The organism is Anaerococcus sp. NML200537, assembly GCF_026131715.1.
Lineage (GTDB): Bacteria > Bacillota > Clostridia > Tissierellales > Peptoniphilaceae > Anaerococcus > Anaerococcus kampingae.
On sequence record NZ_JAMXSL010000038.1, the window covers coordinates 1 to 21536 of the forward strand.

General features: G+C 31.4%; 21 protein-coding genes, 1 tRNA gene, 1 other RNA gene and 1 pseudogene. 3 read left to right on the forward strand and 21 right to left on the reverse strand.

All coding sequences use genetic code 11. The features are described 5' to 3' along the window. Window positions 1-720, reverse strand: a 720-nt coding sequence (locus NH288_RS09550) for a conjugal transfer protein TraX (RefSeq protein WP_265214934.1), incomplete at its 3' end; no start/stop codon positions are given. Next, window positions 717-1844 (reverse strand): hypothetical protein, encoded by a 1128-nt coding sequence (locus tag NH288_RS09555; protein ID WP_106460563.1) that lies wholly within the window; start codon window positions 1842-1844, stop codon window positions 717-719. The genes NH288_RS09550 and NH288_RS09555, both read right to left, overlap by 4 nt. A gap of 81 nt (window positions 1845-1925) precedes the next feature. On the opposite strand from NH288_RS09555, the gene NH288_RS09560 reads away from it, so the two are divergent. Further along, window positions 1926-2000 (forward strand) — tRNA-Thr (locus NH288_RS09560). 34 nt (window positions 2001-2034) lie between these two features. On the opposite strand, the gene thrB is transcribed toward NH288_RS09560, so the two are convergent. The 9 genes from thrB to NH288_RS09605 form a co-directional block, all read right to left on the reverse strand. Further along, window positions 2035-2892 carry a homoserine kinase gene (thrB, locus tag NH288_RS09565; RefSeq protein ID WP_265214936.1) on the reverse strand — a complete coding sequence of 286 codons (858 nt, stop codon included), beginning with the start codon at window positions 2890-2892 and terminating at the stop codon, window positions 2035-2037. Next, window positions 2889-4343: a threonine synthase gene (gene thrC / locus NH288_RS09570; RefSeq protein ID WP_265214938.1), complete on the reverse strand. Its 1455-nt coding sequence runs from the start codon at window positions 4341-4343 to the stop codon at window positions 2889-2891. Before thrC ends, thrB begins: the two co-directional genes overlap by 4 nt. Next, window positions 4343-5548, reverse strand: coding sequence for a homoserine dehydrogenase (locus tag NH288_RS09575; protein ID WP_265214940.1), 1206 nt, complete (start codon window positions 5546-5548; stop codon window positions 4343-4345). Before NH288_RS09575 ends, thrC begins: the two co-directional genes overlap by 1 nt. Before the next feature lie 230 nt (window positions 5549-5778). Beyond that, window positions 5779-5952, reverse strand: a complete 174-nt coding sequence (locus NH288_RS09580) for an indolepyruvate ferredoxin oxidoreductase subunit alpha (RefSeq protein WP_106460567.1) — start codon at window positions 5950-5952, stop codon at window positions 5779-5781. Between the two features lie 123 nt (window positions 5953-6075). Continuing rightward, window positions 6076-6888, reverse strand: coding sequence for a stage 0 sporulation family protein (locus NH288_RS09585; RefSeq protein WP_106460568.1), 813 nt, complete (start codon window positions 6886-6888; stop codon window positions 6076-6078). Continuing rightward, window positions 6885-7673: a DNA polymerase III subunit delta gene (locus NH288_RS09590; RefSeq protein ID WP_106460569.1), complete on the reverse strand. Its 789-nt coding sequence runs from the start codon at window positions 7671-7673 to the stop codon at window positions 6885-6887. Before NH288_RS09590 ends, NH288_RS09585 begins: the two co-directional genes overlap by 4 nt. Further along, window positions 7670-7999, reverse strand: coding sequence for a cyclic-di-AMP receptor (locus tag NH288_RS09595; RefSeq protein WP_106460570.1), 330 nt, complete (start codon window positions 7997-7999; stop codon window positions 7670-7672). Before NH288_RS09595 ends, NH288_RS09590 begins: the two co-directional genes overlap by 4 nt. Before the next feature lies 1 nt (window position 8000). Then, window positions 8001-8624 carry a dTMP kinase gene (tmk, locus tag NH288_RS09600; protein ID WP_265214943.1) on the reverse strand — a complete coding sequence of 208 codons (624 nt, stop codon included), beginning with the start codon at window positions 8622-8624 and terminating at the stop codon, window positions 8001-8003. 108 nt (window positions 8625-8732) lie between these two features. After that, window positions 8733-9380 carry a 50S ribosomal protein L25 gene (locus tag NH288_RS09605; RefSeq protein ID WP_106460572.1) on the reverse strand — a complete coding sequence of 216 codons (648 nt, stop codon included), beginning with the start codon at window positions 9378-9380 and terminating at the stop codon, window positions 8733-8735. Window positions 9381-9529: 149 nt separating this feature from the next. Between NH288_RS09605 and tpx the strand changes: the two genes are divergently transcribed. Continuing rightward, window positions 9530-10042, forward strand: a complete 513-nt coding sequence (tpx, locus tag NH288_RS09610) for a thiol peroxidase (protein WP_265214947.1) — start codon at window positions 9530-9532, stop codon at window positions 10040-10042. A 35-nt stretch (window positions 10043-10077) separates the two neighbouring features. Here tpx and NH288_RS09615 read toward each other — a convergent pair whose 3' ends face one another. The 8 genes from NH288_RS09615 to dnaG all read right to left on the reverse strand — a co-directional run bounded on the left by NH288_RS09615 (window position 10078) and on the right by dnaG (window position 18811). Continuing rightward, window positions 10078-11070 carry a lipid II:glycine glycyltransferase FemX gene (locus NH288_RS09615; RefSeq protein ID WP_265214949.1) on the reverse strand — a complete coding sequence of 331 codons (993 nt, stop codon included), beginning with the start codon at window positions 11068-11070 and terminating at the stop codon, window positions 10078-10080. Next, window positions 11054-11854: a bifunctional 5,10-methylenetetrahydrofolate dehydrogenase/5,10-methenyltetrahydrofolate cyclohydrolase gene (locus NH288_RS09620; protein WP_265214950.1), complete on the reverse strand. Its 801-nt coding sequence runs from the start codon at window positions 11852-11854 to the stop codon at window positions 11054-11056. The genes NH288_RS09615 and NH288_RS09620 overlap by 17 nt, the downstream gene beginning before the upstream one ends. Before the next feature lie 55 nt (window positions 11855-11909). After that, entirely contained in the window at window positions 11910-13286 is a 1377-nt protein-coding gene (locus NH288_RS09625) for an NlpC/P60 family protein (protein ID WP_265214952.1), read from the reverse strand. Between the two features lie 251 nt (window positions 13287-13537). Then, window positions 13538-13877: RNase P RNA component class A (gene rnpB / locus NH288_RS09630), an RNA gene on the reverse strand. Between the two features lie 31 nt (window positions 13878-13908). Further along, a complete protein-coding gene (locus tag NH288_RS09635; protein WP_265214954.1) occupies window positions 13909-14679 on the reverse strand; it encodes a Nif3-like dinuclear metal center hexameric protein in 771 nt (256 codons plus the stop codon). After that, window positions 14670-15353, reverse strand: coding sequence for a tRNA (adenine(22)-N(1))-methyltransferase (locus NH288_RS09640; protein ID WP_106460578.1), 684 nt, complete (start codon window positions 15351-15353; stop codon window positions 14670-14672). Before NH288_RS09640 ends, NH288_RS09635 begins: the two co-directional genes overlap by 10 nt. Window position 15354: 1 nt before the next feature. After that, complete coding sequence (gene rpoD / locus NH288_RS09645) at window positions 15355-17154, reverse strand: RNA polymerase sigma factor RpoD (RefSeq protein WP_106460579.1); 1800 nt, start codon at window positions 17152-17154, stop codon at window positions 15355-15357. Then, window positions 17141-18811 (reverse strand): DNA primase, encoded by a 1671-nt coding sequence (gene dnaG, locus NH288_RS09650; RefSeq protein WP_106460580.1) that lies wholly within the window; start codon window positions 18809-18811, stop codon window positions 17141-17143. Before dnaG ends, rpoD begins: the two co-directional genes overlap by 14 nt. A 239-nt stretch (window positions 18812-19050) precedes the next feature. On the opposite strand from dnaG, the gene NH288_RS09655 reads away from it, so the two are divergent. After that, window positions 19051-19896 carry an AraC family transcriptional regulator gene (locus NH288_RS09655; RefSeq protein ID WP_106460581.1) on the forward strand — a complete coding sequence of 282 codons (846 nt, stop codon included), beginning with the start codon at window positions 19051-19053 and terminating at the stop codon, window positions 19894-19896. 52 nt (window positions 19897-19948) lie between these two features. Here the strand turns inward: NH288_RS09655 and NH288_RS09660 are convergent, their stop codons facing one another. Both NH288_RS09660 and tuf read right to left on the reverse strand, forming a co-directional pair. After that, window positions 19949-21226, reverse strand: a complete 1278-nt coding sequence (locus tag NH288_RS09660; protein ID WP_265214958.1) for a putative glycoside hydrolase — start codon at window positions 21224-21226, stop codon at window positions 19949-19951. 170 nt (window positions 21227-21396) lie between these two features. Next, a pseudogene (gene tuf / locus NH288_RS09665) lies at window positions 21397-21536 on the reverse strand (elongation factor Tu); the annotation flags it as partial.

Here is a 21536-nt window from a genome sequence, read left to right on the forward strand (position 1 = left end):
ATATATAATTAATAAATGCGCTGGATAAAATATATAAAATCCCCACTTGCTAGATTTACCTTTTTGTCCGTTATATAAAAATATGAGTGGTATAGATAAATAAACCATGTAAGGAATATAAACCGCATAGCCTCTAGTGAATCGCGAAAAGGCAAATGACAATAAAATCGCAAGGCCTGTCATTATTTTACTATTTCTTGCAAAATATAATAGACCAATAGCTGTGATTACCTTATAAGTATAGTCAGCTTTTATGGCAATAGCTATTAATGATACACTTATAAATGACAAACAAATAAGTAATATTTTCTTGAAAGTATCCATTTCTTCAGCTATTTGCCATATATAAAGCATGGTTCCAGCCAAAAATAAGGTGAAAAATACATTTTGCCTTGAAAAGTCAAAAACCGTTCCTGTAAAGGCTAGGTCATAAAAAATTTCTGAAATAAAGGCAAAAATTAATAACCTAGCCAAGTATTTTTTAATATCACTTGTTAGTATAATCCCTTGGACTAATAGAAAGGAAAATATTGGCATGGCGATTCTCCCTATTAGCATGAAAGTATCTGCAAGTTTAATATATCCTAAACCATATAGTAAAAATGATTGTGCTAGGTGACTTAGAAGCATGGCTGTAGATGCTATTACCTTTAAAGCACTTGTACTTAGAAATCTCCTATCAGATTTCCATGATTTTAATAGTTCTTCTCTGTTTATCATTGGTAGTTTCCTTTAATGAAGTTTATCTTATATTTCGGAAAAATTAAAGATATAGTTTTACCAGCTAAGCTATGATCTTTCTCATTTACTTTATCAATATGACTTGGATCAAAGAAAACCATCTTTAGCTCTCTTGATTTGTTATCATCTATACTTAACTCGAATTTATACCTTTCCCTATCTTCATCATAGGCTAAAAGAATATCCATAAATCTTCCATAGTCATAATCATTTATAACTTCAAATTCTAAATCCACCCTGTAGGAGTCATCTTCTAATAAATTAAATTTTGCTTTCTCACTCTTGTAAGAGATTGTTTTTTTTGTATTCAAATCTGTTAGAGTCATTGTAGTTACTAAGTTGTTTGAACTAGCCATCAAATTAATTATATCGGTATTAGAGAGATCTTTTTCAATTTTTTCTATGGGTTCATCAGCTTTTAATTTCTTTTTGAAATTTGACATAGGAATAGGCCCTTTTGAATCTATTTTCTCTTTTGCCTCTTCTATACTACTTTTATTTTTAAGCACTCTTCTATGGCGCTTCTTAGAATTTTTATTATCTGATGATAAATAAGCATCTATATCCGAAAAATCCATCTGGTCGTCTATAACTATATTTTCTTTTTGGCTCAGATATTGATAAGTCGAATATAAGGTCTTAAAAACCATATACAAAAAAGAAAGACTTGTTAAAAGATTTATAATGTTTTTAGGTAAGACATTATTAAAATTAACAAGATTTACGATAAGCATGAGTAAAAAAGGTCTTATCCCAGTAAATTTCACAAAATTCTTTAGGGATGAATCTTCACGCTTTTCTTTCTTTTTAAGCTTAATTAAAATTAACAAAACTCTTATCAAAAAATCTATGAAAGCTGCTATGTAAAGGCCTATCACAATATTGAAAACATAAGGGTAGTTGTTATATATATCAAATGGCAAACTCCTTATACTCAAATCGATTAAAAAGCTTGTTGTCAGTAAAAATAAGCCGCTTTTTCTAAAGGTCTTTGATGCAATATATAGAATGATTAGGACAAGAAAAGCTCCTATTGCAAATCCTATAAATTGATTATTTATTATAAAATTGTAAATTTGCTCTAAAATTATTGAATAGTCCATTTTTGCTCCATTCTAATTATTTAATTCTAACACTATATATTATATAGACGAAATAAAAAAATACTAGTAAAATGTATTTATGCTAGAATAACTCAATGGTAGAGTAACGGTATCGTAAACCGGAAGTTGCAGGTTCAAGTCCTGTTTCTAGCTCCATCTACAAAGGCTAGCTATTTAAAGCTAGCCTTTTTTATAAATTTTCTATATATGCCCCTTCTGGGTCAATTTTAAGTTTTTTTACCTGCCAAGTTGAAAAATCACTTACCATATTTTTTTTGATATCATCAAAAATATCATCTCTCTTATCTGCTATTAGCATCATTGTAGGACCTGCTCCACTTAAGTAAACACCTAGTGCTCCAAGCTCTAATGATTTATTATATATTTTATCATAGCCTTTTATTAAGGATTTCCTATATGGCTGGTGGATTTTATCATCTAGACAAATTTTTATTAAATCCTTGTCTAAATCTTTTAGGGCAAGGCCAAGAACAGCCGCTCTTTGTATATTATTTATAGCATCTTTTAGTAGAAGTTTATCAGATATCACATTTCTGGAATCTTCTGTCCTTAGCTTAAAGTCAGGAATTAGACCGATTAATTCAAGATTTTTATTTGGTATTATTTTTTTATGATAAACTCTCTCCCCATCCCTTACACAAAGCAAAAGTCCTCCAAATATTGCAGGTCCTACATTGTCTGGATGGCCTTCTATCTCTACTGCAATATCAAGGGCTAGATTCTTATCAATTTTTCCTTCTAAGATATAAAGAGCAGCATAAATTCCTGCAACGATACAAGTAGATGAAGACCCAAGCCCCCTTGTCATTGGCACTAGCCCATCTATTTCTACCTCTATAGGAATAGCTTCCTTTCCTAGGTAAGAAAAAGTATATTTATAGGCATCTATAACTAGGTTATCATCTCTAAATTTATCACTTTGCTTAAAAATAAAAGTATTAAAAAGATTAAGTGATAGACCGTAACTATCAAAGCCACAACCTACATTTGCACTTGTTGCAGGTACCTTGATTATAAATTCCTTCATTTTAATTTCCTCAAAACTTCTTCTTTTAGTTTAGATGGATCGATTATATCCTTATGGATTACTTCCATATTCTTCAAGGCTGATAGATTTTCAGGAACTTCCTTAGCCATAAGGTCTCCTATTTTTTCAAGCTTCTCAAAATCATCATCTCCTCCATCAATTCCTAGGGAATTTAAAACCTTGTCAGGAAACTTAAGAGGATTGGCTGTTGATGCTATTATTGTTTTTGTATCATCGCCTGTTTCTTTTTTATATTTTTCATAAACACTTACAGCAACAGCTGTGTGGGGGTCTATTAAATATTTGTAGGAATCGTAAGTATTTTTTATTGCATCTTTTACATCTTCTTCGCCTGCAAAGTTTGCATAGATTAAATCATCATAGCTCTTATCCCAAAAATAAATTTTATCCTTGTTTAAAGCATCCATTGCATGGGCTACTTTTTCATAGTTCCCATCAGATAGGTGATATAATAGTCTTTCAAGATTTGAAGAAATCAATATATCCATAGATGGAGATGATGTTAAAATCAACTTTCTATTTGAATCATAAGACCCAGTTTCGAAAAAATCTGTTAAGATTTTATTATCATTTGAAGCTATGATCAATTTATTAACCGGAAGCCCCATGTTTTTTGCATAAAAAGCAGCTAGAACATTTCCGAAATTGCCTGTAGGCACAGCAATATTTACCTTTTCACCAAGTTTTATTTTTTTATTTTGTACTAGTCTTAGATAGGTGTAAACATAGTAAACAACCTGTGGGATGAGCCTACCTATATTTATAGAATTTGCCGATGATAATTCATAGCCTTTTTCTAGGATTTTTTTATTAAATTCCTTGTCATTAAAAGCATCTTTTACTGCTGTTTGGGCATTGTCGAAATTTCCTTTTATAGCAAAAACATTTAGGTTTTCCCCTTCTTGACTTATCATTTGTAGCTTTTGAATGGCTGATACCCCATCTTTTGGATAAAAGACCATTGCCCTTACCCCATCTACATCCTTAAATCCTTCTAGGGCTGCCTTTCCTGTATCTCCAGATGTGGCAACAAGGATTAAAACTTTCTTATCATCTCCATTTACTTCTAATGAAGCCTTAAGTAAAAAAGGAAGTATTGATAGGGCCATATCCTTAAAAGCATGAGTTATACCATGGTATAGCTCCATTATAAAGGCATTTGTTTCTTTAATCTTTACAACTTCCTCTGGGAATTTTTGATTATAAGCCTTTTTTACAATGATATTTAGCTTATCTCCTAAATCATCAAAATACATCTTTAAAATGTAGCTAGCAAGTTCTCTATAATCTAAATCAATAAGCTTAGATAAGTCTCCTAAGGAAGGAAAATTCATTGGCACAAACAGGCCACCATCATCTGCTATAGACTTAATTATAGCTTGGCTTGGATTTATTTGGCATCTGTCTGTTCTTGTGGATACGTATTTCATTAGTAATTCCTACCTTCAAGTCTAACTATAAGAGAATTAGGATCAGCATCTAGTCTTTCCTTTAAATCAACATATTTTGCATCCCTTATTAGACTTGCCTTTAATTTATCATCGATAACTTCTTCATCAAAATCATCTAAATTTACAAGATTTCTGTCATATCTTAGATAAAAATCAGCCCTTATATCACTGCTATCTATCTTTCTATTTAGACCTTCGCCAAGTCTTACCTTGGATTGTCTATCAAAAATAATATCTATTATGTCATTTATGATAGCATTGGCTGTAGGAAGCATGCCTGCACCTTGGCCATAAAATTTAAGTTCTCCTACCATATCACCAAAGACAGTAACAGAGTTAAAGGCACCTCTTACAGATGCAAAATATGAGTCTGAATATACTCCTACCGGGGCAACACAGGCCTTAATCTTGTTAGCTTCAATATAGGCATCACCTATTAGTTTTATAGTCCTGCCATTATCTTTAAGAATTCTAATATCATCTGCTGTAATTTTAGAAATACCATCTACGAGTATATCATCCTCACTGACTTCTTGCCTAAAAGCCATTGTAGATAGAATTCTTAACTTTCTATGGGTATCAAAACCTTCAACATCTGCACTTGGGTCAGCTTCAGCATATCCTAAATCTTGAGCTTCTTTTAAGACATCGCTATAATCAAGTCCTTCTTCAGTCATCTTAGATAGAATATAATTGCATGTACCATTTAAAATCCCCCTAACCCTAGTGATTTCATTTTCCATTACAAGGTCCCCAAGGGGTTTTAAAACTGGAATCCCTCCAGCAACTGCCGCTTCGTGAAGGAAGTGAAGATTCATATCCCTAGCAAGGTCATTTAATTCAGGAAAATATTTACTAATAGCAGCCTTGTTTGCCGATACTACATGCTTGCCATTTTTCATAGCCTTAAGCATCATATCCTTAGCTTGATCAACTGATGATGTAACTTCGACAACTATATCTATAGATGAATCATTTATTATTTCATCAAAGTCTGTTGTAAGTAAATTTTTATCAATATCAACTCCATAAGAATCTCTAACTTTTCTAACCAAAACTTTTTTTATTTCAATTTCTGCATTAGTATAGAATTTAATTGAATCTTGTTTTTCTCTAATTAGCTTTACTATCCCCTGGCCAACTGTACCATATCCTAGTATAGCAAGTCCTACTACTCTTTTCACTTCTTACTCCTTGAATATAATTATTTAAGTTTTAAATTTACAAATAAATTATCTTAATATTAATCATCAAAAATATTTTTTCGACTAAGATATTTTCTATAGATAATACCTTAATTTTTGCTTTACTCAAGTATTATCTTAATCTACTACAAACAAGAATTATTTGAGAATTATATTTTGCATATAAAAAGACCCCCAAAGGGGTCTCTTATTCTTTATGTACTATGAAATTATTCTTGGTCGATTGCTTCTACTGGGCAAACTGCTGAGCATGAACCACAATCTATACAAGCATCTGCATCAATTTCAAAAGCAGCATCGCCTTGAGAGATTGCTCCTACTGGGCATTCACCTTCGCATGAACCACAAGAAATACAAGTATTTTCATCTATTCTGTATGCCATAATTTCCTCCTATGTTTATTATATGATTAGTATACAATAATATTCATAATATGTCAAGTAAAACATGAAATTTTATTAAAATATTCTAGAAATCTGATTAATTATTCATAATGATAATTATTATCATCTGTCTTTGCTTATATCTTCTATCCTATAAAATTCTTCTATTTCCTCATCGCTTTCATCAAGGTTTAACCTAACCTTACACAAACCTCTAATGTAATCATTATCTACCACCGTACCTACTCCATCTACAGTAGAAACTTTATGGCCCTTTTTAGGATGCTCTTTTTTTGCTTTTAGATAATTATCCTCCTCAAAGTCTAAGCAGCACATAAGTCTACCACATACTCCAGATATCTTATTTGGATCTAGGGTTATTCCTTGGTCTTTGGCCATCTTTATTGATAAAGGATTAAACTCTGTCATAAAACGAGAGCAGCAAGTTTTTTGTCCACATGAGCCATGAAAATCTTTAAGCTTAGCATGATCCCTAACACCGATTTGTCTTAACTCAATTCTATTCTTAAATATTGACGCTAAATCTTTTACAAGAGCTCTAAAGTCTACCCTGTTTTCTGATGTAAAATAAAAAGTAATTTTGCTTTTATCAAAGCTGTATTCACCTTCTACAATTTTCATATCTAGCTGATGGTCTCTTACTTTTTCTTTTGCAAGCTCCATTGCTTCTTGGGCTTCTTCTTTATTTGATTCATCTATCTCTAAATCTCTGGAGCTTGCCTTTCTTATTACACTTGATAAGTCTTTGTCAAACTTATCTTTGTCAATATCTATATTTGCAAGTGCTACTTCTGCTAGTTCTAGACCATTTGAGCTTTCAACTATCACCTTATCTTTAAAACAAAGGTTTAAATCATTGGCCTTAAAATAATATATTTTGCCAGCATTTTTAAATCTTATTCCAACTACATTCATTTATCTTTCCTGCCTTCTCTATATATATTAAAAAATATATTTTCTATACTTAATTCAAAATTAATATTATTCCTATAAGCAATTTGTATTTCTTCAAGCTTACTGATTAATCTTTCTATAACATTTAAATCCATTTGGCTAAGTTTTTCTAGATTATATGCATAGCTTGATCTGTATGGCTTTTTACTTTTATATTTTAAATCAATTAATCCTTTATAAATTTCAAGGATTGATGATATTAATTCATCTTTTTTATCCTTATAGGCTAATAAATAATCTCTCTCTTTATAATAAAAGGAGAGATTTCCCTCATAAATCTCTCTAATTATATCGGAAAGTCTCTCAAAATCAATATCGTTTTTATAATTTCCATTAGATATACTAATTATTTGACATCTTGACCTTATAGTTTGAAGTAATTTCCCGCTATTATCTGTTGTGAAAATTATAAGTATATAATCCTTAAGCTCTTCAAGACTTTTTAGCATGGCGTTTGCTGCCTCAATCCTCAAATTTTGAGCATTATGGATTATATAAATTTTGATTTTCCCATTTGTAGGTCTAATTACCATATCTTTTATTAGCGTCCTAATTGTAGATATGTCTATTATTTCCTTATCTATTACTGATAAGTCAGAATTTATACTTGACTTTACATCGTAAGAATCAAATACTTCCTTTGCAAAATCTAGGGAGTACTTTAAATTATATCCTACATCCTCTCCTTCTATTATGTAGGCATTAGATAAATTATTATTTGCTAATTGCCTTTCTAATATGGTCATATTTGTACATATTTTTCAACATCAATTATAAATACTGTTGCCCCACCTACACTTATTTCTATAGGTACTGTTGTGCTTATTAGTGAGCTTTCACCTGTAGGATTTATTATTGTTGTAGTGGTATTTCTTTTCTTACAATTCTTTTCTATTATTCCAAGTGCTTCGTCTAATTTAACTTCTTCCACACCTATTAAGAGGGTAGTGTTGCCTTTTTTTAAAAATCCACCTGTTGTTGAAAGCTTTGTTATCCTATAACCTTCATCTGTTAGGGCATCGATTAAAAAATTAACGTCTGCATCTTGTACTATAGCTACTAATAATTTCATTTTATTCCTCCAATAAGCCATAAATAATTTTGATTACATCTTCTGTTAAATCTTCTATAGACTTTCTAGCATCCACCTTTACTATTTCATCTTTATAGAAATCAGCCATTTGCATATATCCATCAAAAATCTTTCTGTGAAATGAAAAATCTTCGTTTTCTAGTCTATCTGCAGAAAAATTGGCTCTTTTTCTTTCTAAAGCTGTCTTATAGTCAATATTGAAAAATATGTTTATGTCAGCCTTTAGACCTTCTGTCGCAAAATCATTTATATCCTTTATCTTATCTATACCCAAATTTCTTCCTAATCCCTGATATAATAAAGAACTTAATACAAATCTATCACAAATTACAATTTTTCCTGCTTTTAAATCAGGTTTGATTCGTTCTTCTACAAGCTGGGCACGACTTGCTGCAAATAGGAGAGCTTCAGTCTTTGCTGACATCTCGGAATTTTCATTGTCAATTATTATTGATCTGATTTTTTCAGAAATGGGTGTTCCACCTGGCTCCCTATAGAAGCTTACAGGATGAGAGTCATTTTCTAATATCGTCTTAACTTTTTCTAATATGGTTGTTTTTCCAGACCCATCTGGTCCTTCAAATACTATAAATTTTCCGCTCATATATCCATTATACTATATTTTCCTAAAATAAGTCTAGGAGTATTTTTTCTTTAAAATTTCCAAATAAAAAAAACCATTGTCTATAATAAAGAGCAATGGCTTTAAATATTATTCGTTATCTTCAGATTCTTCAGTTTCATCAACTGTTGGTACATCAGCTGCATCTGCTGCTTCTTCTTCATCGTCAATGATTTCTTCTTCAGATACTTCTTGTAGTGAGCAGATAACTTCTTCTGCATCAGCAAGTACATTGATATTTTCATCTTTGAAGATGTCAAGATCAGCAACTGTTTTGTTTTCACCAATTTGTAGGTCTTTGATTTCAACATCTGCTGTTTGTGGGATGTATTTTGGTAGACATTCTACTTCTACTACATCTATATTTTGTACTAGTACTCCCGCATCAGCATTTAGGTCATCTCTACCGATTAGGTTAACTGGAACAGTAACTCTGATTGCTTGATTTTGGTCTATAGCCTGAAAATCTACATGTAAAAATTGGTTTTTGTATGGATGAGTTTGGAAATCCTTGATAAGTACTTCTTTACCTTCTCCATTGACATCTAGTGTTATAATTGTAGATGTTCCAGCTTGTCTAAGAACTTTATCAAATTCTCTAGCTTCGAATTGAACATTTACATTTTCTTGATTTTTGGCATAAACTACTCCTGGTATAAGTTCATTACTTCTAAGTTTGTTAACTTTATTTTTACCAGTAGCTTCTCTTTTTTCTGCTTGTAAAACTAAATTAGCCATTTTGCCTCCTTATTAATTCATACTAGCTAATTATACTCCATCTTTGCCTTATTTACAATAACTTAAAGATTAATATTTTAAAATCATTGATAATTTATGCTCTTGTAATACAATATTGCTAATAGGATGAATAAATGAAGGAGAATTTTATGACAAGAAGAGGAAAATTCGGTACTGTAGATATAACTGTATTAGGTGAAGAACTAAAAGTTGGAGATAAGGCGCCTGATTTTGTTGCCAATAAGATGGACCTAAGCCCTTATAATTTTTATGATGAAGAAGATGGAAAAATCAAAATAATTTCTGTTGTCCCTTCTCTTGATACGGATGTATGTGAACTTCAAACAAAGATGTTTCAAAAAGCAACTGAGTTTTTACCAGATAATGTTATAATCCTAACAGTATCAAATGACTTACCTTTTGCCCAAATAAGATTTAAGAAAAATAAGAAAGCTGACCAAATTAAGTTTGTTTCAGACTATAATACAAGAGATTTTTCAAGTAAATACGGAACCTTAATTGAAGAATTAAAACTTTTAAATAGGTCCGTATTTGTAGTTGATAAGGATAATACAATAAAATATGTCCAATACTTAGAGCAAAATACCGATCTTCCTGAATATGAGGAAGCTGTTAGGGTTGCTAAACAATTAAGTAAATAATAACCATAAAAAACTCCTCTCATTGAGGAGTTTTTCTATTTTGTAATTAAAAATTCTTCGTATTTTTCTCTATCATAGACAACATCTAATTCACCTATAAAGTTAGAATACTTATCAGGATAGCAGAAGGATTGCTTAAACCTATATAGGCCATCTTTTGAATCTAGACTAAAGGTACCACCTAGATCTAGATAATCATAACCTTTTTCTAGACACCATTTTATTTCTTCCCAAATCATATTATAGTTTGGCATCTTGTTGCGGAGCTCGTTTGAGCTTGCTGCATATAGGTAATAAACCTTATTTCCATAAGGAATTAATAAGGATGCTGAAAGAGACTTATCTTCAAAATATGATATAAATATTTTTGCATCTAAATATTCTATTAGCCTTTGGTAATAATCTTTTGGTCTATGGCCAATTTCTTGTCTTTCCGCCATTATTTTTGTAAGTTCATAGAATATATCTAAGCCTTCTTCGTCAGTTTTTATAACTGTCTTTATCCCTGCTCTTATTGATTTTCTAACGTTGTACCTTCCCTTTGATGAAAAGCTTTCAAATATTTCATCTTCATTATGACAAGTTAAATCTATTATCATATTGTATCTTGGTTGGGTGAATGAATGAGTATCAAGACCCACACTTCTAAAATCATAACCTAATTTCCTATAATCATAGACTAATTTCTCATCAAAGACTAACTCTGGGTCCATTCTTAAAAGAAAGGCATCGTATTTGTCCTTTAAAGGCTCTGCTTCCTTTATTAATTGTTCAACTAGCTTTGTATCCCTAAAATCACATACTGGCCCTCTAGGAGCATATAAGAAGTGTTTACCGTTTGTATTTTTGATTCCTATCACAGACATTGCAGCAATTATCTGCTTATTTTCTTCTATGTATACATAATCATTTGTCCAGTTGTTTTTAATTTTTGACCAATCTGTATCTTGCATTGGTCTAGCGTAAGGACTATTTCTTACAAACTCATTATATCTTTTTAAATCATTTTCATTATTTACTATTGGCATTATCTATCATTCCCTCCAACAAGGTAAGCGTGGTAATCGCGCCTATACCACTTTTGCTTCCTAGGTAATCGACATTCATTTCACTTATAGACTCTACGTCTACATCTCCTACTATCTTACCATTTATATACGAAGTTCCAACATCTATTATAAGGCCATTATCTTTAAAATAAGTTTTATCATAATAAGTTGCCTTACCTATTGCTGATATAAAAATATCAGAGTTTTTGATAAAACTCTTAGGATTTTGACAAGAGCTATTTATCACACTTACATTTGCACCCCTACTTGCTAAATACATAGATAGTGGTTTTCCTATTACACTTGTCCTATTAGCAATTGTTATATTTTTTCCCCTATAATCTATTTGTTGATTTTCTAAAAATTTAACAATAGCTCTTGATGTGGCAGGAAGAAAATCTATCCATCCTTCCATAGACTTGCCTAAGGATTTGAATGTAAAACCATCTAAGTCTCTAATTTTGATCGATTCTTTTAAATATGTCAAATCTTCACCTGAGCCAAAAGGTGCTAAAATGATAAAGCCATCCGCTTTGTCAAAAGAATTTATAAAGGAAATTATTTCGTGATTCTTTTCTCCATCAAATTCTTTTTCCTCGTAAGAAATTCCAAACTCTTCACATCTTTTGGTTATTACGTTTTTATAAAATACAGCTTCCTTATTTGGATTTTTACTTAATAGTAGGATTTTATTTTTAAAATTATTATTTTTTAGTTTATTAAGAAGTCCATCTCTTAAATTTTTAGTATTTAATAAATTCATTTTTCTCCATGAAAAAACATCCAAAAGCTCTTGCTTCTGGATGCTTATATTTTTTCTAGAATATTCTTCTAGCTCCTCTGTATGCTCTTTGGTATGATCCGTTGAATAAATTATCAACTCTAACGCCTGTTTCTGGAGTAGATGCGTGTACGAAAGTACCATCTGATCCTGTTACAATTCCAACGTGATCAATAGATCCTCCACCAAATGAGAAGAATACTAAGTCTCCTGCCTTTAGGTTGCCTAATTCTACTGCATATCCATTGTTAAATTGGGCTTGTGAGCTGTGAGGTAAGCTTACCCCTATTTGTCTATAAGCATAAGATGTTAGCCCTGAGCAATCAAAACCTACACTTGGATCTGATGAACCCCAAACATAAGCAGACCCAACGTATTGACTAGCTATTCCTGCTGCTGATTGAGCGTTCTGGTTAACTTGTGGAGTATTTTGTGTTGATTCTACTGCTACAGCTTCTTCAGCATTTGAGATTGCTTCTCTAACTACTGGTGCTTGTGCTTTTTGAGCAGATTCTTGAGCTTTGGCCTCTTCTGCTTTCTTAGCTTCTTCAGCCTTTCTTGCTTCTTCAGCTTTTCTTGCCTCTTCTGCAACTTTTGCTTCTTCTGCTTTTATTTGTTCAACTAGAGCACTTGGATATGCGTTTGATAGGTAAGCTAGGTTTACATAACCTTCATTTGTTACAAACCATTCACCATCTACATAACCTACTAGCTTATCCCCAGCCTTGATTGATCTAAGGATATTTGAGTTGTTACTAGCATCTTTGCTTGTTCTTATATTTAAACTATTTGTATTTACAAATTTATCTTCTAAGACTGGAGCCTTAACTTCTTGTTTTGTTGACTGTGCTTCTACCGCTTCTTCTTTAGTTTCCACATCGTTATCATCTTGATATGTAACTACTTCTTTAGCTGGGCTTTCTGCGACATCTTCTTCTATAGCAGAATCATCATATTCTACTACTTTTTCGCTAGCTTTAGAATTATCTACTATTACTTGGTCAAGGTCTGAGTCATCATATTTAACTACACCATTTTCATCTTTATCGTCATAGCTTACAATTTCTTTAGCTGCTTCTTGATTTGCTTTTTCTTCAGCTATTTTTTCAGCTTTAATAATTTGTGGCTTAACTAAATTTTGAGCAGTTTTCTCAATTAGTATGTTTTCTTTTATTTCTTTGCTAGCCTTAGCTGTATTTCTCTTTTGGCCGGCAATTTTTGTATTTTTTACTTCTTTAGTATAATCGCTTTTTACGAAAGAAGATGAGCTTTCAACTTCTTTGTTTTCCTCAGATATTAAAGAATTTGTATGTTTATCATTTTGTAAATCTGTAACTGTTGTAGCGTATGCTGTTGCTACAGCAGCTGATGCAGCTATAACTGAAAGCGCCGCACCTATGTTTTTCTTATTCATTATTAATAACTCCTCCATAATTGTTATGAATTGTTAAATCTATTGTTTTATTTTGAAATCTGACTATATCTTATATCTTTTTTACAAAAGTGTCAATAATTAGTTACAAAAAAATTACACTTTATAAGGATTTTTTTATACTTATTGAGAATTATTCCAAAATTACCCAATATTTATAAAATGTAACCGGTTAAAGTGTAATTTTTTCCTACAGCTCTTTTGTTTTTTGTAACCAATTCTGTAGTAATTATGTAAAGAGTAAATCTGTAAGCCGTGTTCTGTCGTGGATAATCATCTATCTAGGCTTACTATTGCTAGTAAGCTCAAGCGAACTACCATTTTGCGGACAGGACCGAGCAAGCCCTTTTGCGTCCTTTTGTTCTTGCACCGGATGGGGTTTACATAGCCTGCCTATCACTAGGACAGCTGGTGAGCTCTTACCTCGCCATTCCAACCTTACCAAATTTTGGCGGTATACTTTCTGTTGCACTTGCCTGAAGATCACTCCTACTTGACGTTATCAAGCATCCTTGCTCTATGGTGCACGGACTTTCCTCGTGGCCTAAGCCCCGCGATTATCTAATTTACTCCGTATTGTATTTTATCTTTATTTTTAAAAATTTCAAATAAAGGTTCTAAATGAGTCTGTTTTTGAAAAGGTAAAAACTTCATCTCCTATTAATGTCTTTATTTCTTTTTCTAATTTATATATTATATGGTTCTCACTTGCAAAATGTCCTAAATCGGCAATAATTAGGCCCTTATTTGCATAATCCATACCTTCATGATACTTTATGTCTCCGCTTATAAATAAGTCGCAATTTAGGCTTATAACATCATCTAATAAGGAGGCACCTGCACCACCACATATTCCTACCTTTTCTATTTCTTTGTTAACATCTCCATAGCAAATAATTTCATTGGCTTGCAACTTTTCTTTTACTTGACTAAGAAAATCTTTAGCATTTATTTTTTCAATATTACCGTACCTTCCAAGGCCAAGTTCTTTACCTTGCTCTAAGCTTTTCATATCTTTTAAGCCAATTATCTCTCCAAGATTATCATTTACTCCACCCTCTGCTATATCAAGATTAGTATGGAAGGCGAAAATTGTGATGTCATTTTTAATCGCTTTTTCTAATCTATTATAGAAACTATTCCTAAAATCAATGGATTTAGTTGGTGAAAATAAGTAAGGATGATGAGTAATTATTAAATTCGCTCTCTTTTCAATAGCTAAGTCTATACTTTCCTCTTCTAAATCTAAGGATAAGACGACTCCTCTTAATTCATCTTCAGGATTTCCTATTTGAAGTCCAGAATTGTCCCATTCTTCTTGTAAATAAAAAGGATACTTTTCTTCTAATTTGCTAATTAAATCTTTTATTTGCACCTTTCTTCCACCTTTCTTATCGCTTCTAACCTGTCTTCAATTTTTTTAATAGCTTTTTTATCATCAGAATTTTCTTTTATATGATTAAGGAAATTATTATTTTTATCCTTGTCTATTTTTAGCTTTTCTAAAAGAAGTTTGCTCTTATTTTCAATATCTGTAAAACCGTAATAGTACTCTTCAAATGACAAATATCTTGTTTTCTTATCTTTAACCTTTAAAATATCGTAAAATTTTCTTTTTTCATAGGTTAAAAAGTCTAATTCAATATCAAAATCATTTTCCATTAGATATTCTCTAAGTAAACTTGTATTAATATTTGATTCTATAATGAGATAATCTAAATTTCTTACAAAATCTAAACTATCATTTATTATATCAATAATTGTGTTTGCACCCATACCAGCAATAATTGCTACCTGATTAGGTTCGCTTTTTAGGCCCTTAAAACCATCTGTATGGATAGTTTTTATTATCTTTGATGTATTATCATCTAACCTATCTATAAGCTTCTGCAGAGATGGTTTTGAGATGTCTGTTGCTATTATATCTTTTGATATATTATTTTTTGCCAAATATAAAGGAACCAATCCATGATCGGTTCCTACATCTATGACTTTTTTATTTTTATCTAGTATTTTAACTATATCTAATAATCTTTTCTTATCTTCCATTTTATAAAAAGTCTTTCAATAGTTCGCTCTTATTAGGAGATTTTAATTTCCTAAGAGCCTTTGCTTCTATCTGTCTAATTCTTTCACGAGTTACATCAAATTCTTTGCCAACTTCTTCTAGGGTACGTGGAGTACCATCAATCAAGCCAAATCTTAATTGTAGGACTCTTTTCTCACGAGCACCCAGGCATGAGAGAACTTCATTTAGTTGTTCTCTTAACATTGAATAATTTGCTGCCTCGCCTGGATCTATCGCACTATCATCTTCTATAAAATCTCCCAAGTGGCTGTCATCTTCTTCACCGATTGGTGTTTCAAGACTTACCGGTTCTTGGGCAATCTTTCTAATCTCTGATACCTTATCTACTTCTATGCCCATTGCTTCAGCTATTTCTTCATTTGATGGATCACGTCCCAAATCCTGCACCAATTGCCTTTGAATTCTTACAAGCTTATTTATAGTTTCTACCATGTGAACCGGTATCCTTATTGTTCTAGCTTGGTCTGCTATAGCACGGGTAATAGCCTGTCTAATCCACCAAGTGGCATAGGTTGAAAACTTAAAACCCCTGTTGTAGTCATATTTATCGACTGCCTTCATAAGACCCATATTTCCTTCTTGAATTAAATCTAAGAAGTTCATGCCACGGCCTACGTATTTTTTAGCTATGGATACGACTAGCCTTAAGTTTGTTTCAGCTAGTTTTTCCTTAGCCCTTTGTGACTTTATTATCTGATTTTTTAATTCTCTTATCTCTTGGCTTGTAAATTCTTCATTGTTTAACATTTTAAGAGCAAAATCTCTTTTATTTATCATGTAGACTAAAAATGATGATTCATCATCATTTAACTTATCTTTATTTTCAAGGCGACCAGCAAGTTCAGATATTTTTATTAGATTATCTATTACCATCTGATCATTTGTCTTAATGAAGTCCTTGTTGGCTGCTTTTTTAAGTAAATCATTAAATGATTGGTACACCAAATTTACAACTTCAGAATTTTCGATGATTTTTAACATATGGTCAAAGGAATCAAAAAGGTCACATAAGATATTTGCTTCCCTCTTGCTTAAGTCATCATCATTAACTGATTGTTGGGCTATATTGCATATCAAAATTTTCGCATTAAGCTGCTCAAGCTGGTCCTTATCAAGGTCATCTGTCATAACTTGGTTAAACAAGCGACCCATATTGACCAAACCATCTAAGTCTTCGATTGTTTCCGCATCTATTTCTTGGCCTATAGATAGCTTATCACTGGCATTGGTTAATATCTTAGCTAAATCACCAAAAAATACATCATTGGCAAGTTTAGTCTTATTTTGCTTGTTAAATTTATTACCATTTAAAGCTTTTCTGGCTATTTCTCCAGCTTCCATCCTTCTTGATAAAATAATTTCTTCGGTTGCTGTTAAGAGATTTACTTTACCAATTTCCTTTAGATACATTTTTACGGGATCATCAAGCTTAAGGCCAGCCAAATCATCTACAGACTTATCTATTTCCTTTTCAATCTCTTCTTCATCGATATCTTCATCTTCATCATCGTCAATTTCTTCTTCAACTTCTTCCTCTTTGTCTAACTCAGTCTCAGACTTTTCCACGATTTCTATTCCTGAAGATGTAATTTTTTCTATTATAAACTTTTGATTTTCAATTTCTAAATCATTAAAATCATCGAATTCATTTATCTGACTAAATGTTATTACCCCATCTTGGGATTCGCTTATCGAGATAAATTCTTCAACAATTTCTTTTAGAACTTCATCTTCGAGCAATTTATTATCATCGCTGGTCATCATTTCTCCCCTTACTAATTGTAGGCCCAGTTTCTCTTAATTTCTTTATCTTTTGGAGCCTTTCATACAGGCTAATCTTATCTTTTAACTCATTTACTAAGATAGGATTCTTATCATTCATAACATAAGCTAGAATAAATTTAAAATCCTTATCATTCTTGTCAAATTTACTAGGTTCTTTATTAATCAAAAAATCTTTAAAATCAATTAATTTTTGATTTTTTAAAAATTTATCAAAATATTCAGACTCTTCTTTATAATCATCAGGCTGCATAAAAATAAGCCTTAAAATTTCTAATTCATATTGATTAAAATCTAACTTCTCTTCCTTAACTATTACCTTTTTATCAATCGGTTTATTATTAAAGAAGTTTGTTCTATTTTGTTTATTATTATACTTTGTAATAGCCTCTTTTAAAGTTGATTTTTCAATGTCAAATAGCTTTGATACGTTATTAATAAAAATTTCACGTGTAAGATCCTGCTTGATGCTTGCAAGAAATTCTATAAATAAATTTAGCTTATCAAACTTTTCATTGTCACTTGCTTGTGAGTAAGAATCTAATATCTGATTATACCTATAATTATATTGGTCTAAGGCCTTATCCATTTTATCGATAAAGGCTTCTTTGCCATATTTTCTTACAAAATCATCAGGATCTAGTCCCTCTCCAAGCTCAATTATATTTACGCTTATATCTGCTTGGTTAAAAATATCTATAGCTCTTTGAGTAGCTTTTATTCCTGCTCCATCAGAATCATAGCAAACATAGATATTATCAGCATATCTTTTCGCAAGTTTTGCCTGATCTAGTGTAAAAGCTGTACCAAGGCTTGCTACAGCTATATCTATACCCCAATTGTTGAGAGCTATAACATCCATATAGCCTTCAACTAAGATTAAATCTCTTTTATTTTGCTTTTTGAAATTATTTAAAGCATATAAATTATATCTTTTTTTAAATATCTCAGATTCTGGAGAATTTAGATATTTTGGCATGGCATCATCTATTGCCCTACCACCAAAACCTATCACTCTACCATAAATATCAATTATAGGATAAATCACTCTATTCCTATACTTATCATAATAATTGCCATTTTTAGACTTTGCTATTAAGCCTAAAGATAGGAGGTCCTCTTCCTTATAGCCCTTTGACTTTGCATAATTTAGCAAATCATTCCAAGAATCTTTAGCATAGCCAAGCATAAAGGTATTAACTATATTGCTTCTTAATCCCCTCTTTATTAAATAATCTTGAGGAGCTTTATTGGTTAATAAATTTTTATAAAAAAACATCATTATATCTTTATTGATATCATATAGGTGATTTTTATATTTATTTTCCCCAGGGTTATTTTGATAAATTAAATTTATTCCTGCTCTATTGGCTAAAAATTCCAAGCTTTCTGGATATGATAGGCCTTCTTTTTGCATTATAAAAGAAACAACATCCCCTCCTGCTCCACATCCGAAACAGTGAAATAATTGTTTCTTCTTGTCAACTGTAAATGATGGGGTTTTCTCGTTATGAAATGGACATAATCCCTTATAGGAGGAGCCCGCTCTTTTTAAGTCGACATATTCGCCAATTATATCTATAATATCTGAACTTTCCTTTATTTGATTTGCCATATCATCTGATATTAATCTCATCTTATCACCTATTCAAACTATACTTTTATTAGCTTTTATATCAATTTATCTTTTTCAGCATTTTAAAGAAATTGGCTTTTATAAAATTTTATGATTTATATTTTAATTTTTTCTAAAATCGTGATGGTTTTTGAAATGAAAATTGTTAAATATCCCTAAAAAATATAGTATAATATTAATACTTTAGAAGTGTTTTACGCAATTTCTATAAAATTTGCATCAAAGATTAGAGGTTTAAGATGGATAACAATCAACCATTATTACAAAATGATAATTCAACAAATAATATTGATATAAGAATATTAGATGCCCAAGAGAATTCTCTTGCCAAAAATGCAGCTAGTAGGATTCAGTTTCATCCTTTTACATATTTTTATTATCTAGCTGAAGGATATGGCAAACTTTCTATAGAAAGTGAAGTAATAGATTTTAATGCTGGTGATCTTGTAATAATAAATCCTAATATCGGACATACCTTATATGTGGATAAAAGTATTAGCTCATGCAAGCTTATTGGCTTCGGAATTGAAAGCATTTCAATTGCTGGACTTAAAAATGATGAAAGTATGGATATCAATTATTTCCACGTTGATAATAAAAATAAATCCTTGCAATTTGAAGGACTATTTAGCGATATAATTAGAGAGTATAAGGGAAGCGATTTATTTGCAAGGTCTATGGCTTCTTCATTAGCTTGTGCTTTAGTAATTAATTTACTCAGAAAATATAGAAAAAAAATAGTTGTTAAGCACGATAAGAGAGTCAATAGACAAATTGACTATATTAAATCTTATATGGATGCTAATTACCACGAAGATATCAAATTAGAAGACCTATCTGCTATGGCTTATATGAATAAGTTCCACCTTATTTCTGAATTTAAGCAATCATATAGAATCACTCCAATTGAGTATTTAATTTTAAAGAGAATTGAAGTTTCAAAAAATATTCTTATATCAACCAACCACACCATGGAAGAAGTATCTGCCATAGTGGGTTTTAATTCTCAGTCCTATTTCAACCAAGTTTTTAAGAAAAAAGTTGGAGAAACTCCTTCACAATTTAGAAAGAAACACAGACTATAAGACTAGTTTACTAGTCTTATTTTTATATTAAAAAAGAGGCCTAAGCCTCTTTTTAATAATCAACCCCCTTGGAATATTTATTTGTTGCATTCCATATCAAATATTCATTTTGACCTGATTCATAAATCGCATCTATCTGAGCCTGTACAGCATCAGCATCATATTCCATCCAATTTCCCTCTCCTATCCAAGAAGCGGTAAAATCTTGTATCCATGGACGGGATTGAGGTTTGTGCTCGAGTTTTGAGAATATTTTTTGTTCTTCCTTTAGATATCTTTTAACTAGTTCATAAGGCTCCAAGTCAGGTTTTTCAATTTCAAATGAATATGGACCCCAGTGGGATGGATATATCATAGATGACATTATATCAGCCTGATTTGATATTTCAGAGAAATCTTGACCAATACCACTTGCTCTTCCAGCTTGTAGAGCATATCCAAACACGTCTACAGATATTGGTATGCCGTAAGCTTGTATACTTTCTCTAGCTCTTCTTACAAAGTTAGTAATAGCCGCAACCCTCTTATCTCCTTCATCCATATTTTCTTTATCATATTCACCTCTAGAGTAATCTAAGCTATCTCCAAATGTTTCAAAACCTTCTGCAAACCTTACATAGTCAAATTGTATTTCATCAAATCCAGCTTCTGCTGCAAGCTCTGCGATATGAATATTATAATCCTGCACTTCTCTTAAAAATGGATTCATAAAGGCTTCTTGGTGACCATTTGCCCAAAGGCTACCATCTGCTTTCGTAAAGCCCCATTCTGGGTGAATTTTGGTTATAATTGAGTCTTTGAAGGTTGTAATTCTACCAATTACATATATGCCTCTTGAATGAAGATCATCTATTAAGGTTTTAGCATTTATAAGCTTTGTATTTGCATACTGTATATCTTCATTGTCGGTATCAAAATCTACGGTTATATTTCCCCAGTCATCTTTGACATCTATTACTACAGCATTTAGGTTACTTTCTTCTATCATTCCCATTATGCCTTCATATACTTCAGGAATATTTATTGATCCTGTGTTGAAATATAAGCCCCTTACCCCATCTTTTGGATAATACTTACTTTTTTTATCTTCTAGAGATAAAAGTCTAGAGGTGTCATAATCCATATTGTAATCATCAGGGGTAACACCTATTTCATATGGTTCACCTATTGGCTTTTTTTCAGGCTTAGTTTTTTTGCTTATTTTTTTACTTTCTTCAATCTTTACTTCTTCTGTAGGATTTTCATCTTTAACTTTTGATGAAGATCCGCAAGAAGTAAGTATTAATACTAAAGTGAGTAAGAATGGAAGAAAAATTTTTTTCTTAATCATAGATTCTCCTAAATAAAAAAGCGAGCACAGGCCCGCTTATTTAAATTATTTTTTAGTTATTCAAGGTGTCATATTAAAGAAGTTATACTTCTTCTTATAAAATTTCTGGACTCGGCCATTCCTTATCTCAGAAATTACGAATATATCCGTAACCTTTATATATGGTGGGACTATTTAACTATCTTAGAAACAACTCCTGATGCTACTGTTCTACCACCTTCACGAACAGCGAATCTTAGACCTTCTTCTAGAGCGATTGGCTTTTGAAGTGTGATCTTGAATGTTGCGTTGTCTCCTGGCATTACCATTT